We start from the raw sequence: 15,912 nt of genomic DNA, 5'->3' as shown, positions 1-15,912 counted from the left end.
CACCATCGGAAGGATTTCACGTGCGCGGAATTCAGATACTCGGCGCTGGCGAGTGTGGCCTCCCGCTGGCACTGCGGCTGCGGCACAGCGGCATCCCGGTCACCCTGGTGACCGATCGCGACGCGGCCGCGGTGCTGTCCGGCTCGGTGACCAGCACACAGGTGAAGTTCGGGCCGACATTGGACCTCGAATCTCGAGCAGGGCTGGGTATTTGGCGCTCGATTGCGCCCCGGATCCTGGGCATCCGGTTCAACTTGGTCGTCGACCGCAACGTGGTGTCCGGGTGGGCCGGACGTTTCAGCGAGCCAGCGCAGAGTGTCGACCAGCGGACGGTGTTCGCGCGCTGGCTTGCCGACTTCGCGGCTGCGGGCGGCGATCTGGAGATCGCACAACTGTCTGTGCCGCAACTGGATCGGCGGACCGCCGCATACGATCTGACCGTCGTCACCCGAGCATCGCGTGAGCTCGCCGTGTATTTCCCCGCCGACCCGAGCTGGTCGGTTCCCGCCGAACCAATGCGTCGACTGGCGGTGCTGTACCTCGACGGGGTCGAGCCCGATCCGGATGGCCTCGGAACCTACACGGCCCTTCCTGGCCACGGCGAGATCATCTCCTATCCGGGCCTGACCGGCCCTCCCGGACAGGAGAGGCGTTGCGAAATACTGCTTTTCGAGGGACTGCCCGGCGGCGGACTGGATGTTTTCGCGCACACGGTCCCGGCCGAGCGGCTGCCGCGCGCAGTACAACTCTTGCAACAGTATCTGCCTGCGGCACTTGCCGATCGGTATCGCAATGCCGAATTGACCGACGGTGGCGCGACTCTGGTCGGCGCCGTACCGCCGACCATGCGCGAGCCGATCGGCACACTGCCCTCCGGCACCCTCGTGCTGGGCGGCGGCGATGTCGTGTGCCGGATGGATCCCGGCGGTGCGCAGGGCGCCAACAGCGCCGCACACTGCGCCGCCCAGTACAGCGCGGCGATTCTGGACAATCCCACCGGCCCGTTCGACCGGGCCTGGATGACCTCGGCGGCACAGCCGTGGCTGACCGCGATCGCCCATGCCGCGGCACGCTGGACAATGGCCGTGCTCGACCCCCCACCGGCCGTGCGGGAATTGATGCTGGCCGCACAGGAGGACACCGCACTGGCCGACGCGTTCGCCGAAACCTTCATCCGCCCAGCGAATATGGTGAAATTCGCCGCTACCGAAACCACACCCCACTGAGCCGGTGCGGATCGCCGAATTGGGTCAGCGCGTCGTCGATACCGGGAAGACCACGGGTAGGGCGGCAAGGGCGCGGTGGAACGGACCGGGCCGCCAGCTCAGTTCATCCACCGGCACGGCCAGCGTCAGATCGGGCAGGGCGTCGAGGAGTTGATCGATGGCATCTTGGGCGATCAGATAGGCCGCCGTTCGCGCCGGGCAGGCGTGCGGTCCGGCGCCCCATGCCAGGTGCGAACGATTGCCGAGGTACTCACCGCCGCTGATCGTTGGATCGTTGTTGCAGGCGGCCATGCTGATAACGACCGGTTGGTTCGCGGGCAGCCAGATATCGCTGGACAGAATCGGTTGTCGTGGATATGTGACGCAAAAATTGGCCATCGGCGGGTCTGCGAACAACACCTCGTCGAGTGCGTCCCGGGTCGATAGGCTGCCGCCAAGCACATTTCCCGCGAACCGCTCGTCGGTAAGCATGAGCAGCAGCGTGTTGACGATCAGATTCTGTTGCGGTTCGATTCCGGCGCCGTACAAGATGGCAAGCTGATGAATCAACTCCGACTCGTCGAGTCCGGTGGGATGTTCGAGTAGTCGAGTGGTGATGTCATCGCCGGGCTCGGCGCGTTTCAAGTCGATCAGGTCCAGCAATGCCTCGCTGAGCATTTTGTTGCCCTGTTCGGCGTCGACTCCATCGAAAATCGCGGCAGTCGCCTGTGCGACCCGCTGGCCGATCTCCGGTGGGCAACCCAGCATCGCGTTGATCGCGCCGAATGCGAGCGGCAAGGCGTATTGGCTGATCAGGTCCACCGAACCGGACGAGCTGAAGGCCTCGATCAGCGGAACCGCAATGGACTCCACGGTGGCATGCAGGGCATGGAGATCGGCCCCATCGATCGCCGCCGCGATGGCCTGCCGATAGCGGGTGTGTTCGTTACCGGCACTGCGCAGCGCGTTCGGACGCCACTCGAGTATCGGCCGTACCGGACATTCGACGGGAATCGCCTGCTGCCAGCCGCGTGGATCAGCAGGGAAGTGGTCTGGATCGTTCAGGATGCGCACTGCGGTGTAGTAGTCGAGCACCAGGGTCGCGGGCACTTCCGGTGCGAGTTCCACCGGCGCCATCGCGCCGTAGCGGCTACGCATCTCCCGATAGGCGGTATGTGGATCGGCGGCGAATTCCGGGGAGTACAGCGGGACGTAGTCGCCACCACCCCCGGCAGGCGATACGTGGTGCGGAACGGGACAAGTATCAGGCTCGAGTGGAGGCTGTTGCGTGTTCAAAAGCGAAACTCCGAACGCTGGCCAGGTCACACAGGCAAGTGGTGGGTCGCGGTAACGATCGCGCAATAGGTATGTCCCGAACATCGGTAGAACCATGGGCATTTCGGCACCGCCGCCCAGCGAGCACCGGTCGGTCGCCACCGATGCCCGGCCGCTACCCAACGGTGCGTCATCATTCAGTGAGCCGGGATATGTTCCATTCGGTGGGACCGACCGCGCGACAGTTGTTCGTCGTAGCCGACGGGTTCACTCGGTCGCGCAATCGGGAGTTCGTCGCCGATGAGGACGAGTTGGGCGATGGTGAGCCGGTGTACCGAGTATCCGGGATACGGATAGAGCAACAATGAGGTCGGCGTGTATCCGCCACCGTAATTCAGTGTGCGCACGGTGGCTTCCGTCGCATCGCCGGATGCGAGCCTGCCGCTGAGGTCGGCCAATCGAACGCGATCACCGGGATGGAAAACATCGACCGGCCGGAACAAGTAGTCCCACCGGACCCACGGGGCAGGCTCAGTGAGCCAATGGGAGATGGTGGCGTGCTCGAGTTGCACGATAGCCAAATGGGTCCCGGCACGGCGGTGAGCTTCCCGCAGCCCGACGTGATCCAGAGTCGGCGCCATCGAGGGCATGGTGTCCGAGGTCACGTCTTCGATCAACCACCAGGCGCCGCGGGTACGTTCGTCATCGCGAGCCCGCATGCTGATCCGCCATTGCCCTCGTCGGGAGGACCCACTGGTCACGATCACGTCGAACTGGAGCTTCTGACCCGGCACCGGACCGTAGAGCAGATCCAGCACCTCCACATGTCGATCGAATCTCGAAATCCGGTGGAACAGTTCGGCAATAGAACGTCGCGGCACATACTCTTCGGCCTCGACACCGCACAACCGCCGGAGGCCGACGGGCTGGTGGATCAACTGCGTATCGAGTTCCCAGATCAGACCGACCGCCGGGCGCAAAGGGGGGATCGGCGCCACCGCGGGACCGAGCCACAACCGCACCGCGTGCACATCGCCCGCCGGACCGAGCACCGGCCGCAACATCAGCTTGTGCGGCCCAGCGCCGGTCGGGATCGTCAGATCCATATCCTCGCCCCGAAGGTGCGCCAAGCGGATCATCCCGGTGATGTCGCGGGTCGTCAGGGTGTCATAGAGGGCCGGACTCTTCGCCAGCAATCGCTGCACAACACGGTCGCAATTGGCGAAATTGCGCGACGCGTCCCCCATCGCAGCCACCGAAGCGACCCCTGGCGCCAACGTCTCCACCGTCGCCCACGGAATCATCGCACCTCCCTCCGCCCCGACCGTTCCCTGCCAACACATGCGACTGTCTGCACGTCGGTTCAGTATTCCCAGATCGGGGAGGTGTCGGCATCGGGTGCTGCCACGTGAGCAGCCAGGTTCACTACCTAGGTGTGCGGGCGCGACGCGATGCCCCGCGCTGACCAGCGTCCCACCTCCCCGAATACGCCTGCGCGCCCAGCACAATTCGCCACTGTCCGTGGCGGAACCCCGCGATCTCACCCCGGTCGGCACCGCTCGAGATCGTGAACCTCACTGTGCGCCACCGCGGACAATCCGGTGCGCGACACGCGACGCATCAAGCGCCGCACGAGATTTCCGGCCCGCCCCGCCTACCGGAACGGACCGCCGCGCAATCCGGCGATCATCGACATCGCCGAAGCTTCTCGACAGCGAAACAGGCTCCAGGCAAAGCACTGGCTATCTGCGGGTGTGGCTGCCAGCAAACGAATCCGACTAGCGATCGACCTCAGCTTCGCCAGCGTCTCCTAACGCCGTCAGGATGCGATCCAACTTCCAACCGACGTCAGCGAACCGGTCGTCCATTGCGGCAAGCCGTTCGTCAATCGCGGAGAGCCGATCATCAACAGCGCCGAACCGGTCATTGATCTCAGCCCTGAGACTGCCGATCTCCTCGATAACCGCGTCATGGTTGCGCGCCACCTTCGCGTCCAACGCGGCAAGGTCGGTCGGCGAACCAGCTTTCGCCTTCGCTTCCGCCTGCCGCATCGTCAACGCAGCCACAAGCGTCTCGAGGTTGGTAACCCGATCCTCCAACGGTGCTGGCATTTACACCCTCTCGAACATCATCGGACCGACGATGCCCAAGAAGGGAACGGGATTCCGGCCCCGCTCTCATCCCTCCCCGAGCCCCACTTGCTGTTTCTGTCGGGGTGACAGGATTTGAACCTGCGACCCTCCGCTCCCAAAGCGGATGCGCTACCAAGCTGCGCTACACCCCGTGGCCTCGCGGCGAAAGACGGTGCCGACGAGGATGAATCCTGCGTGGAGCGGGTGACGGGAATCGAACCCGCACCATCAGCTTGGAAGGCTGAGGTTCTACCATTGAACTACACCCGCAGGCATACGACATCTGATGGGATCGCCACGATGTCGTGTGCGAACCGACTGTACCGAATGGGGCCTCGGATACGCCAATCAGCCCCCACCAAGGCGGCCAGCGGGGCCGATGCGCCGACGATCCGAGCCGTCAACGGTAGCCGATCGCTATCGCTGATCGAGTCGAGCCGGTGAGCGAGCCGGAAACCTCCTCTTTCGGCGTGCTGTCGGCGTGTCGGTCCGCGACTTTCCGGCGAACAGAATTGATGTGTAACGCCGACGGCGCGAGAGCGATGACATACCCGATCGCTATTCGCGAGGGACCGATAACTCGTTATAAAACGGCGTTTTTCAGTGCCGAGTGGCTTGCTAGGATCCTTTTTGCCGGACGGGGGTATCTGGAAAGGGGGCGGTGAGCGTGCACCAAGCGAGGTGGACACAACCGCGTAGCAGTGGGAACGATCGGGGTGACGCCGGCACCTGCGTGGGAACAGGGCACCCGGGTACCGACATCACCCGTGGCGGGTGAGTGCGATGTCTGCGGATATCGAGCCACCCGTAGCGCAGATGGCAGGCGCGTGGGCGCGTGCGGTCTGCGCGGAACCGGGATCACACGCGTCACCACAACAGTTGCAGCCGGTATTGGTCGAGATCATCGAGCGGCTGCTGTTGCTGGCCAGGTCCGAGCCGTTCCCGGTGCCCGAGGCGCGGAACTTGGGGGCGCGGCTGGTCGAGGCGCCGTTCGAACGGACCAGAATGCTGGCCCAGGCCACCCGCTGGCTACTCGGCTTCCCTGCGGGGGCGCCCGGGTCGCTGGTCGCCACGCGCTGGCCGCTGGTGGCCAGTCAGGCCATCGACAGCTATGCCCAGGCGCTGCAGGAGCGGGCGCTGGCCCAGCAGGAGCAACACATTTCGGCCGCGGTGTCGTTGCGGGTGCAGGAGATCGCCGCGCTGCAGCATCGGCTGCGGCACGAGGCCACCCATGACGCGCTCACCGATCTGGCCAACCGGACGCTGCTGCAGGACAAGGTGCGGCTGATGGCGGCCGATCCGAACCGCGGCGTCGGTCTGCTGCTGATCGACCTGGACCGGTTCAAACAGATCAACGACAACTACGGACATGCCGTCGGCGACGAGGTGCTCGTCGAGCTGGCCCGCAGGCTGCGTGAGATCTGCCCGCCGGATACGGTCATCTGCCGCTACGGCGGTGACGAATTCGTGCTCGCCACCAACCCGCTGCACAACACGCTCGGTGAAATCGCGCATCGGATCGTGGCCGCGCTGCGGGATCCGGTGTGGTCGACGGCCGGTCCGGTGCCGGTTTCGGCTAGTGTCGGCACCGCATACTGTCCGCCGGGCGACTCCTGCGATTTCACCGATCTGCTGCGTCGCGCCGATCGCGCGATGTATTCGGCGAAGACCGCGGGTGGACGCCGCTTCGCCCCCGCCGACACCGATAAACCCGAAATCAAGGCCGTCGCAGGCTGATCCGATACAGGCCCTCCGGTCACCCCCGGAGGGCCTGTCCAGTCAGCTGACCGGGTGCAGGAAACCTTGTACCAGCGATACGATTTCGGCGGGCTTCTCGAAGAACACCACATGGCCGCTGTCGATTTCGGCGTATCGGCTGTTCGGGATCGCGGCGTGCAGGCCACGGGCATGAGTTACCGGGACCAACTGGTCCTGGGTGCAGCCGATCACCAATGTCGGTGCGGCGATACGGCTCAGCTCGTCCCGGATGTCCACTGCGAGGTTCACCTCGATCTGCCGCAGCGTTCCGGGTTCGGGTTTCGTGGCACGCAACTGGGCCAGACCCGCGTGTCCTAGCCCGCTCAGGAATGCCGGGCTGAACGCCAGCAACGGACCGAATGCGGAGGCCATTTCGGGTCCGGCCTCCAATGAAGCCGCCCAGCCGTGCAGGGTGAGCAGTTGCCGGGGATCCTCCGTCACCGGCCAACCGGCCACCAGGACGAGTCTGCGCACCAGGTCGGGACGCCGTCCGGCGACCGCTGCCGCGACGACCGCGCCGAGGGAGAAGCCCACCAGGTCGACCGGGCCGGTCGATGCATCCCCGATGGCCGCGATGATCTGCTCGACCAGCAGGTCCAGAGTCAGTCGGCCGTCGGGTGCGGTGGTTTCGCCGCTGCCCGCATAGTTCGGTGCGACAACGGTGTGGCGGTCGGTGAACTCGGAGATGAGGTGTCCGAAATTGGATTCGGCACTCATGCTGGTGCCGTGGACGAGGACCAATCCTGGTCCGGCACCGGACACGGAGTAGTGAACATCGGTATCGGAGACACGGACGACGGGCATAGCGGAACCTTTCGACAAGAGATCAGATATCGAGGACCAGGCGCGGGGTGTGGGCGCGTGAGCGGCAGATCATCATCACGTCGGTGTCCTGTGCGGCGAGGATGCTGTCGCGATGGTCGGGGATGCCGTCCAGGACAACGGTTTCGCAGGTACCGCAGGTGCCTTCGCGGCACGAGGACAAGACCGCGATACCGGCCCCTTCGATGGCGTCGAGGATGGAGGTGTTCGCCGGGATGCGCACGGTGACACCGGATTGCGCGCATTCGACGTCGAAGGCGGAATCGACAGTCACTTCCGTCGGCTTCGGTGCGAACCGCTCGAGGTGCAGGGCGTCGGCGGGCCAGGTTACCGCGCAGCGGCTTTCGACGGCGGCCAGTAGCGACTCCGGACCGCAGCAGTACACCAGCGTGCCCGGGTCCGGCGTGGCGAGGATGGCGTCGAGATCGAGCGGACCGGTCTCGCTCTGCGGACACACCTCGATCGGCCCGAGCGCGGACAGTTCGGATAAGTAGGACATGCTCGCGCGGGTGCGCCCGCCGTAGTGCAGGCTCCACTCGCCGCCGCGGCCCGCGACAATTCGGATCATCGGCAGCAGTGGTGTGATGCCGACGCCACCGGCGATGAACAGATAGCGTTGCGCGTCCCGGAGCGGGAAGTTGTTGCGGGGACCTCGGATTCGCAGACGATCGCCCACTGTCAGCTGGTCGTGGACGTAGGCCGATCCACCGCGGCTGCTCGCAGCACGCAGGACCGCGACCGTCAATCGGTCGTGGTCGTCGGGATCGCCGCACAACGAGTACTGGCGCACCAGGTCCGGGCGCAGGGTCAGGTCGATGTGGGCGCCCGGCTGCCATTTCGGGGTGTGGCCGTCGGTCACGGCGAGGGTGAGTTCGACGATGCCGTCGGCGACGGTGCGGCGGTCGGTGACGGTGACGGTGAATTCCGGCTCGGCGGTCATACTCCGGCTCCGTTCAGGACCGCGGGCCGCGGATCGGGCGCGCGGTCGTGGTGACCGTTCGGGTGGGCGAGCAACCACTGCCAGATCTCGATCGGGTCATCGGCGATCCTGGTTGCGCCGCAATGGCATCGGCCGAGCAGCTGATCGCTGCCCGGAAACCACTGCACGCGGTGGCAGGCGGCCGCGGTCATGCTCGGGTCTCCTCGGTCCGGCTGAGCTCGGCGATCAACCGACGTGCCGCCAGCGCGCCGGTGTCGATATTGATCGACAGCTCCTGGTAGGTGCCCCCGGCGCGTTCCTCCGCGGCGATGACCTCCTCGACCAGGCTCAGCGCCACCACGTCCTGCATGACCACGGTGTGATTGCTCTTGTGCAGGTAGTCGGTCACGTCCTGGTCGTCGATCGCGAAATCCCTTGCCACCATCCAGAAGTCGTGTACCGAATGCTCGGTTTCCGGAGTGAGGGCGTACACGATTTCGGTGTGGAACGCGGCGGGATCGGTGTCGGCTCCGCGTCCGGGCAGGTAGCCCTCGGGCGGATAGTCGCCCTGCGGCGCGACGCGGCTGTGCAGCCGGTAGAGGCACGGCGGCTGGAACTCGATGTCCTGCCAGCGGGTGATGCGCCCGGTGATGCCGGTCGAATTGGCATAGAACGGCGGGCATTCGGCATCGTCCATATGCCTGCTCACCCGCACGACACCGGCTGCCTGGTCGACCTCGGTGGTGATCGGCGTCTCCGCGACCTCTGGAGTGCCGATATAGCCGCCGTGTAAATAGGTTTCGTGGGACAGGTCCATCAGATTGTCCATCAGCAGCGCATGCCTGGCCCGGATGGTCTCCAGGCCGCGGATGGTGGTCCAGCCGTCCTGCACCAGCCACGGTGCGCGCGGGATCGCGGCCGGGTCGGCCGATTCGCGGTCGCCGATCCACACCCAGACGAACGAGTCCTGTTCCACCACAGGGTAAGAGGCAACACGGGCGCTGCGGGGAATGCGGGTCTGCGCGGGTACCGCGACACAGGCACCGGTGCGGTCGTAGGTGAAACCGTGGTAGCCGCAGACGACACGGTCACCGACCAGCCGCGACTGCGACAGCGGGTAGCGGCGATGGATGCAGCGGTCCGACAGCGCCGCCACCGCGCCGTCCTCGGTCCGGTAGAACACCAGCGGCTCGTTGCAGATGGTCCGCGCGAACAGATCGCGTCCGATCTCCTGGCTGTAGGCGGCCACATACCACTGGTTGCGGGCAATTGCGGTTGTCGGGCTCATCGGAATGCTCCTGAAATGTGGGCTGTGCGGTCCATCGTGTGGTCCGCCGATGCGTGAGCCAAGACACACTTCCGTCGAACGGAAGTCAGCGCCCGCCACCCAACTGCCTGGTGATGCCGTGGGCCGCGGTGCGCACCGCAGGAGCCCACATGGCCCGGCGGGAGTCGTCGGCCGGTACGACGATCGACAGCGCCGCCGCGACCTGACCGTCCGAACCGAAAATCGGTGCGGCGACGGAATATCCGTCGAGGGTCACCTGTCCGTCGCTGATCGCGACCCCGGTGCGGCGCACCTCGGCCAATGCGCGCCGCAGCACCTCGGGCGTGCTGATCGTCTTCGTGGTGAATACCGCCAGCGGCCGGTCGGCGATCTTGTCCACGATCTCGGCGGGAGCGTAGGCCAGGATGGCCAGCCCGACGCCGGTCGCGTGCATCGGCCAGCGCGCACCCACTCGAGTGCGCACGAATACCGCGTCGCGGCCCGCGAGAAATTCGACATAGACCACTTCGGTGCCGTCGCGGACCGCCAGCTGCACGTTCTGGTGCGTCGCCTCGTACAGGTCCTCCATGAACGGCAGCGCGACATCACGGATGGGCCTGGCGCGCGGGCAATAGGAGGCGATCTCCACCATGCGCAAACCGATCTGGTACCCGCCGCTCGCGGCCCGATCCAGCGCACCCCACTGCACGAGATCGACAACGTGGCGATAGACCGTTGTCTGCGGAAGACCGGTGCGCTCGGCCAACTCCGACAGCTTCAATACCGGGTGGGCGTTGTCGAACGCCTCGAGCAGCACCAGTGCGCGGGCCAGCACCGACGACTGGGTCATCGCCGAAGCCTGTCAGGACAGCGCATGCCAGGCTCGGACCAGCGCCGAGCGGAAATCATCGGCCTGCTCGTCCGTCATACCACTGATCATCTGCTGTTCCACCGCGTCGACCTCGTCGGCGACATCGGCGAGCAACCCCCGTCCCGCCTCGGTGAGATGGATCAGCAGCTCGCGCCGGTTGCGTGAGTTGCGTTCGCGCGCAATGAGTCCGCGACTCTCCAGAGCGCGGACCACATCGGCGACGGACTGTGCCGTGACGAACGAATCCCGCGCCAGCTGCGCGGCCGGTAAGCCGTCGTGCCGCTCGAGCACGGTCAGCGCGGTGTACTGCAATGTGGTGATCCCGACCGGACGCAGCAGCTCGTCCAAGCGCGCCCGCACCGCCAGCTCGACCCTTTTGACCGCGTACAGCAGCGAGGTCTGACTACGCGGCAGTCGGCTTGCGGTCGGCTTCGCCTCCGAGATCGTCACCAGCACTCTCCTCACCTCGTCGCGGGCGCCGAACCGGGATGTTCAGCGAAATCGAGAATAGACCATTGACAGGAATCCTGTCAGTGGCGAATAGTGGCTGACATCACTAAAACCATCAGGTTTCCTGTTGATGAGAGCAGACGCATCTCGGCACAGCGGCCGGAATCGTCGGGACGGGACCGAGCAAGTATGAGCACGAACGACAACGTCGACGGACAGCTGTTCATCGACGGCAAATGGCGGAACTCCGCATCGGGTGGCCGCAGCGATGTGGTGGACCCGTCGACCGGCCGCGTCATCGGCACCGTCGCCGAGGCCGACCGCAGCGACGTCGACGACGCGGTCGCCGCCGCGCGGGCGGCGTTCACCGGTGCCGAATGGTCCGGTCGCAGCGGCCGGGAACGAGCGCGCATCCTGCTCCGGATTGCCGAGCTGGTGCGCGAGAACACCGATGAGCTCGTCCGGCTGGAAAGCCTCGACGTCGGCAAGCCGGTCACCCTGTGCCGATCGGTGGACGTCTCGACCACCATCGAACAGTACGAGTACTGCGCCGCGCTCGCCCAGACCATCGACGGCGCCACCCGCCGCACCCCGCTACCCGCGTTCGCGTACACCCGCCGCGATCCACTCGGCGTGGTCGCCGCCATCACGCCGTTCAACTTTCCGCTGATCCTGTCGAGCTCCAAGATCGCGCCCGCGCTCGCCGCAGGCAATGTGGTCGTCCACAAGCCCGCCGAAGAAACGCCGCTCAGCGCACTCTTCATGGCGACGCTGTTCGAACGGGCCGGTGTGCCGCCGGGTGTGGTCAACGTCGTCACGGGCTCCGGTCCGGTGGTGGGTGCGGCGCTGCTCGAGCATCCGGGTGTGGACAAGATCGCGTTCACCGGATCGACCGAGATCGGCCGACGCGCGGCGAGCGTGGCCGGTGCGGCGTTGAAGCCGGTGACCATGGAACTAGGCGGCAATGCCGCGCAGATCGTGTTCGCCGACGCCGATGTCGACAAGGCCATCGGCGCGATCATCAAGGGGTTCGTTTTCAATACCGGGCAGTTCTGCATGGGCGGTCCCCGGCTGCTGGTCGCTCGGCCGCTCTACGAGACCGTCGTCGGCATCCTCGCCGAAGCCGTCGCAGGTGTACGCGTCGGTGACCCGCGCGACCCGGCGACCGTGGTCGGACCGATGGCCGCGGAACGGCACGTCGCGAAGGTCGAAGAATATGTAGCGCTGGCCCGCCAGGAGGGCGGCCGGGTGATATGCGGTGGTGCACGCCTGGATCTGGACGGCGGCTATTACTACCGGCCCACCGTGATCGCGGACCTCGCCGACGACTCCCGCGTAGTGCAGGAGGAGATCTTCGGACCGGTGCTCACGGTGCAGGCCTTCGATACCGAAGACCAAGCGATCGCGCTGGCCAACGGCACGCGCTACGGACTCGCGTCCGGCCTGCACACCACCGATCTCGCCCGCGCACACCGCGTCGCCGACAAATTGCAGGCCGGAATCGTCTGGGTCAACGACTGGGCGATGCTCGACCCGGCGATGCCGTTCGGCGGTGTCAAGGACTCCGGCTTCGGACGCGAGTACGGACCCGAGGCCCTCGCGTCCTACACCAAGGTCAAATCCGTTGTCATCGCACTCGATTGAATCCGCAAGGACACCTACCATGACCACCTCCACCTGGGCCGCCGTCGTCGAATCCGGCGGTGCGCCGTTCACCCTCTCCGCGATCGAACTCGATGAACCACGACCGCACGAGGCGATCGTGCGCATGGTCGCGGCCGGTGTCTGCCACACCGACCTCGGTGTCGCCAGTGGCGGACTGCCGTTTCCGTTGCCCGGCGTCCTCGGTCACGAAGGTGCGGGCATCGTCGAACGCGTCGGATCCGAAGTCACCGGTGTCGTACCCGGTGATCACGTACTGCTGTCGTTCACCTCGTGCGGAGCGTGCGCGAACTGCCGTGACGGCCACCCGGCCTATTGCGCAACCTGGTTGCCGCTCAACCTGATCGGCGGCGCGCGAGCCGATGACAGCCACACCATCACCCGCGACAACGCGCCTTTGGGCGGGCACTTCTTCGGGCAGTCGTCGTTCAGCCGACTCGCGCTGGTCGACGAGCGCAGCATGATCGTCGTCGACCCCGATGTGCCGCTGGAATCGATTGCCCCGCTCGGGTGCGGAGTCCAGACCGGTGTCGGCGCGATATGGAACGTCGTACAGCCGCGGCCGGGATCGAGCGTTGTCGTACTCGGCGCCGGTGCGGTCGGAATGTCCGCGATCATGGCGGCCACGCTGTCACCGGCCACGACGATCATCGCCGTCGACAAGATCGCCGAACGTCTCGAACTGGCCTGGGAACTCGGCGCCACGCACATCATCGATGCGACGACCACCGATGTCGCCACCGCGATCACCGAAATCACCGGTGGCGCCGACGCCGTCGTGGAAACCACCGGCAGTACCGCCGTGCTGCGCACCGGCGCGGATGTCCTCGCCGCGCGCGGCACGCTGGTCATCGTCGGCGCACCACCGTTCGGCGCCGAGGTGGCGCTCGACGTCAACGCCATGCTGCCGGGACGCAAGGTCGTCGGACTGACCCTGGGCGATCACGAAACCCGCACCGCCATACCGGCTTTGGTCTCGCTGATGCAAAGCGGGCGGCTCCCGATCGACAAGCTGATCACCCGGTATCGATTCGACGATATCGGCCAGGCCGTCGCGGATATGACCTCGGGCAAGGCGATCAAACCCGTCCTCATCTTCTGATCCCTCTTTCGAAAGGAACATTGCATATGGATCTCACCGGCAAAGTCGCCATCGTCACCGGTAGCGGCCAAGGTCTCGGCCTCGCCTACGCCAAGGCGCTGGCCGCCGTCGGCGCGTCGGTCGTGGTCAACGATGTGGCCGCGGACCGCGCCGAGAAGGCCGCCGCCGAAATCACCGAAACCGGTGGCCGGGCACTCGCGGTACCGGTCGCCGTCGGCACCACCGAGGCCGCGCAGACACTGGTCGCGGCGGCCGTCGACGCGTTCGGGCGACTAGATGCGATGGTGACCAATGCGGGGATCCTGCGCGACAAGGTGCTGTGGAACATGTCCGACGACGACTTCGACGCCGTCATCCACGTCCATCTGCGCGGCACCTTCACCTGCGTTCGGGAAGCGGTCCGACACTTCCGTCAGGCCGGTCACGGCGGGCGGGTCGTGCTCGCCGGATCCCCCGCCGGGCAGCGCGGCAATTTCGGTCAAACCAACTATGCGGCAGCCAAAGCCGGTATCGCGGCGATGGCGCGCACCTGGGCGATGGAATGCGCGAAGGCCGGAGTCGCGGTCAATGCGATCATCCCCAACGCGGCGACCGCGATGACCGAGACCATTCCCTTCCTCGCCCCTTACGTCGAGGGAATGAAGAACGGCGAGCCGATCCCCTCGGTGGTGCGCCGCGCGGCCTCGTTCGGCACCCCGGAGGATGTCGCCGGACTGGTGGTTTTCCTGGCGTCCGACGCGTCCGCCGATATCACGGGCCAATGCATCGGGATCGGCGGCGACCGGTTGTCGCTCTGGTCGCATCCGAGCGAAATCCGCAGCGCCTTCCTCGACGGCGGCTGGACCGCCGACGCGATCGCCGAGGCGTTCGACTCCTCGATCGGTGAGCAGCTCGAAACCTACGGCATCCCGCTGCCCAAGATCCCGACCACCGCGCAGCAGCTGTCATGAGTCTGGACCTGGACCAGCTGGTCGCGATCGACGTGCACACGCACGCCGAAACCGATGGCTGCGGCCACTATTCGCTACCGGACCAGCTCCGGGCGGGCGCCGACGCCTACTTCGGCGCCGAATCCGGCCCGCCGACCATCGACGAGATGGCCGCTTACTACCGGGAACGCCGCATGGCCGCGGTCGTATTCACCGTCGACGCCGAAGCCGCACTCGGCCATCGGCGGATCAGCAATGAAGACATCGCCACCGCGGCCGCCGCGCACAGCGACGTCCTCATCCCGTTCGCCAGTATCGATCCGGCCAGAGGGAAGGCGGGACTGACCGAAGCCCGGCGACTGGTCGTCGAGCACGGGGTCCGCGGCTTCAAATTCCATCCGAGCGTGCAGGCTTTCCGGCCCGACGATCGTGCCGTCTACCCGCTCTACGAGACCATCAGCGAACTCGGGGTGCCCGCCCTGTTCCATTCCGGTCAGACCGGAATCGGCGCGGGACTCCCCGGTGGCGGCGGCATCCGGCTGAAATACTCCAACCCGATGCTGCTCGACGATGTGGCCGTCGACTTTCCGGATCTGACCATCATCATCGCGCACCCCTCGTTTCCCTGGCAGGACGAAGCGCTGGCCGTGGCCACGCACAAACCCAACGTCTATATCGATCTGTCCGGGTGGTCGCCGAAATACTTTCCGCCGCAACTGGTCAAGTATGCCAACAGCCTGCTCAAACGAAAGGTGTTGTTCGGCTCGGACTTTCCGCTCATATCCCCGGATCGGTGGATGAAAGACTTCGAGCAACTCGATGTCAAGGACGAGGTCCGTCCCCTGATCCTGCGTGAAAACGCCATCACCGCATTGGGATTGAGGTCGACATGATGGACCAGGGAATCGGCTCGTGGCCGCGTCGGCGGGCCCGGATGGAGCCCGATGCCATCGCGCTGATCCAGCAGGATCGGCGCGTCGACTACGCCACCCTCGCCGATCGCGTGGACTCCCTCGCCGCGACCCTCGCCGATTTCGGCGTCAGGCCGGGCGACCGGGTCGCCTACCTCGGCCCCAACGACATCGCGACCTTCGAAACACTCTTCGCCACAATGCATCTCGGTGCCATCTTCGTGGCACTCAACACTCGGCTGGCCGCACCGGAGATCGCCGGTCTACTCGACGATGCCGACCCGACTGTGTTCGTCGTCGGCGCCGACACCGGCGGCGCGGCGCTCGCACGAAGCTCCGCCGCTCCCCAGCTGCTGCGTCTGGGCGAGGAGTACGAGAACGCGATCACCGACCACACCGGCCGGACTCCGCCCGCCCACGCGGTCGGACTCGACGATCCCGCATTGATCCTCTACACCTCCGGCACCACCGGCCACCCCAAGGGCGCCGTGCTCACCCACGGCAATATCGTCTGGAACACCCTCAACCAATTCGCCCATTTCAGTCTCGGCCGCGACGATGTCAGCTTGTGTTCCGCGCCGCTGTTCCACGTACTCGGACTCGGACAGA

The 15,912-nt window shown here is 66.0% G+C and carries 16 protein-coding genes and 2 tRNA genes; 7 read left to right on the top strand and 11 right to left on the bottom strand.

Features of this window, described 5'->3' with window-relative positions; translation table 11 throughout:
• Positions 1 to 20: 20 nt before the first annotated feature.
• A complete protein-coding gene (locus NP3_RS28375) occupies positions 21 to 1,226 on the top strand; it encodes a styrene monooxygenase/indole monooxygenase family protein (RefSeq protein WP_063044664.1) in 1,206 nt (401 codons plus the stop codon).
• Between the two features lie 24 nt (positions 1,227 to 1,250).
• Here the strand turns inward: NP3_RS28375 and NP3_RS28370 are convergent, their stop codons facing one another.
• From NP3_RS28370 to NP3_RS28350, 5 genes are all read right to left on the bottom strand, one after another.
• Positions 1,251 to 2,501 (bottom strand): cytochrome P450 family protein, encoded by a 1,251-nt coding sequence (locus NP3_RS28370; protein WP_063044677.1) that lies wholly within the window; start codon positions 2,499 to 2,501, stop codon positions 1,251 to 1,253.
• Positions 2,502 to 2,677: 176 nt separating this feature from the next.
• A complete protein-coding gene (locus tag NP3_RS28365) occupies positions 2,678 to 3,784 on the bottom strand; it encodes a GAF domain-containing protein (RefSeq protein ID WP_063044663.1) in 1,107 nt (368 codons plus the stop codon).
• A gap of 474 nt (positions 3,785 to 4,258) precedes the next feature.
• Entirely contained in the window at positions 4,259 to 4,591 is a 333-nt protein-coding gene (locus NP3_RS28360) for a hypothetical protein (protein WP_157124592.1), read from the bottom strand.
• Positions 4,592 to 4,690: 99 nt separating this feature from the next.
• Positions 4,691 to 4,764 (bottom strand) — tRNA-Pro (locus NP3_RS28355).
• Between the two features lie 44 nt (positions 4,765 to 4,808).
• A tRNA-Gly gene (locus NP3_RS28350) sits at positions 4,809 to 4,882 on the bottom strand.
• A 513-nt stretch (positions 4,883 to 5,395) separates the two neighbouring features.
• Between NP3_RS28350 and NP3_RS28345 the strand changes: the two genes are divergently transcribed.
• On the top strand, positions 5,396 to 6,349 hold the full coding sequence (locus NP3_RS28345; RefSeq protein WP_063044661.1) for a GGDEF domain-containing protein: 954 nt from the start codon (positions 5,396 to 5,398) through the stop codon (positions 6,347 to 6,349).
• A 42-nt stretch (positions 6,350 to 6,391) separates the two neighbouring features.
• Here NP3_RS28345 and NP3_RS28340 read toward each other — a convergent pair whose 3' ends face one another.
• The 6 genes from NP3_RS28340 to NP3_RS28315 all read right to left on the bottom strand — a co-directional run bounded on the left by NP3_RS28340 (position 6,392) and on the right by NP3_RS28315 (position 10,699).
• Positions 6,392 to 7,174, bottom strand: coding sequence for an alpha/beta fold hydrolase (locus NP3_RS28340; protein ID WP_063044660.1), 783 nt, complete (start codon positions 7,172 to 7,174; stop codon positions 6,392 to 6,394).
• A gap of 22 nt (positions 7,175 to 7,196) precedes the next feature.
• Positions 7,197 to 8,132: a PDR/VanB family oxidoreductase gene (locus NP3_RS28335; protein WP_063044659.1), complete on the bottom strand. Its 936-nt coding sequence runs from the start codon at positions 8,130 to 8,132 to the stop codon at positions 7,197 to 7,199.
• Positions 8,129 to 8,323 carry a hypothetical protein gene (locus tag NP3_RS28330; RefSeq protein WP_063044658.1) on the bottom strand — a complete coding sequence of 65 codons (195 nt, stop codon included), beginning with the start codon at positions 8,321 to 8,323 and terminating at the stop codon, positions 8,129 to 8,131. The genes NP3_RS28335 and NP3_RS28330 overlap by 4 nt, the downstream gene beginning before the upstream one ends.
• Positions 8,320 to 9,399, bottom strand: coding sequence for a Rieske 2Fe-2S domain-containing protein (locus tag NP3_RS28325; RefSeq protein ID WP_063044657.1), 1,080 nt, complete (start codon positions 9,397 to 9,399; stop codon positions 8,320 to 8,322). Before NP3_RS28325 ends, NP3_RS28330 begins: the two co-directional genes overlap by 4 nt.
• 85 nt (positions 9,400 to 9,484) lie before the next feature.
• Entirely contained in the window at positions 9,485 to 10,228 is a 744-nt protein-coding gene (locus NP3_RS28320) for an IclR family transcriptional regulator (protein WP_063044656.1), read from the bottom strand.
• Between the two features lie 12 nt (positions 10,229 to 10,240).
• Entirely contained in the window at positions 10,241 to 10,699 is a 459-nt protein-coding gene (locus tag NP3_RS28315; protein ID WP_218024949.1) for a MarR family winged helix-turn-helix transcriptional regulator, read from the bottom strand.
• Between the two features lie 189 nt (positions 10,700 to 10,888).
• On the opposite strand from NP3_RS28315, the gene NP3_RS28310 reads away from it, so the two are divergent.
• From NP3_RS28310 to NP3_RS28290, 5 genes are all read left to right on the top strand, one after another.
• Positions 10,889 to 12,343: an aldehyde dehydrogenase family protein gene (locus NP3_RS28310; protein ID WP_063044655.1), complete on the top strand. Its 1,455-nt coding sequence runs from the start codon at positions 10,889 to 10,891 to the stop codon at positions 12,341 to 12,343.
• A 19-nt stretch (positions 12,344 to 12,362) separates the two neighbouring features.
• Positions 12,363 to 13,463 (top strand): NAD(P)-dependent alcohol dehydrogenase, encoded by a 1,101-nt coding sequence (locus tag NP3_RS28305; protein WP_063044654.1) that lies wholly within the window; start codon positions 12,363 to 12,365, stop codon positions 13,461 to 13,463.
• A 26-nt stretch (positions 13,464 to 13,489) separates the two neighbouring features.
• Positions 13,490 to 14,413: an SDR family NAD(P)-dependent oxidoreductase gene (locus tag NP3_RS28300; RefSeq protein WP_063044653.1), complete on the top strand. Its 924-nt coding sequence runs from the start codon at positions 13,490 to 13,492 to the stop codon at positions 14,411 to 14,413.
• Positions 14,410 to 15,285 carry an amidohydrolase family protein gene (locus NP3_RS28295; RefSeq protein ID WP_174566274.1) on the top strand — a complete coding sequence of 292 codons (876 nt, stop codon included), beginning with the start codon at positions 14,410 to 14,412 and terminating at the stop codon, positions 15,283 to 15,285. Before NP3_RS28300 ends, NP3_RS28295 begins: the two co-directional genes overlap by 4 nt.
• Positions 15,282 to 15,912, top strand: a 631-nt coding sequence (locus NP3_RS28290) for an AMP-binding protein (RefSeq protein ID WP_157124591.1), incomplete at its 3' end; no start/stop codon positions are given. The genes NP3_RS28295 and NP3_RS28290, both read left to right, overlap by 4 nt.

It is taken from the genome of Nocardia pseudovaccinii NBRC 100343 (genome assembly GCF_001613225.1).
Lineage (GTDB): Bacteria > Actinomycetota > Actinomycetes > Mycobacteriales > Mycobacteriaceae > Nocardia > Nocardia pseudovaccinii.
This window is presented reverse-complemented; position numbering and strand designations above follow the sequence as displayed.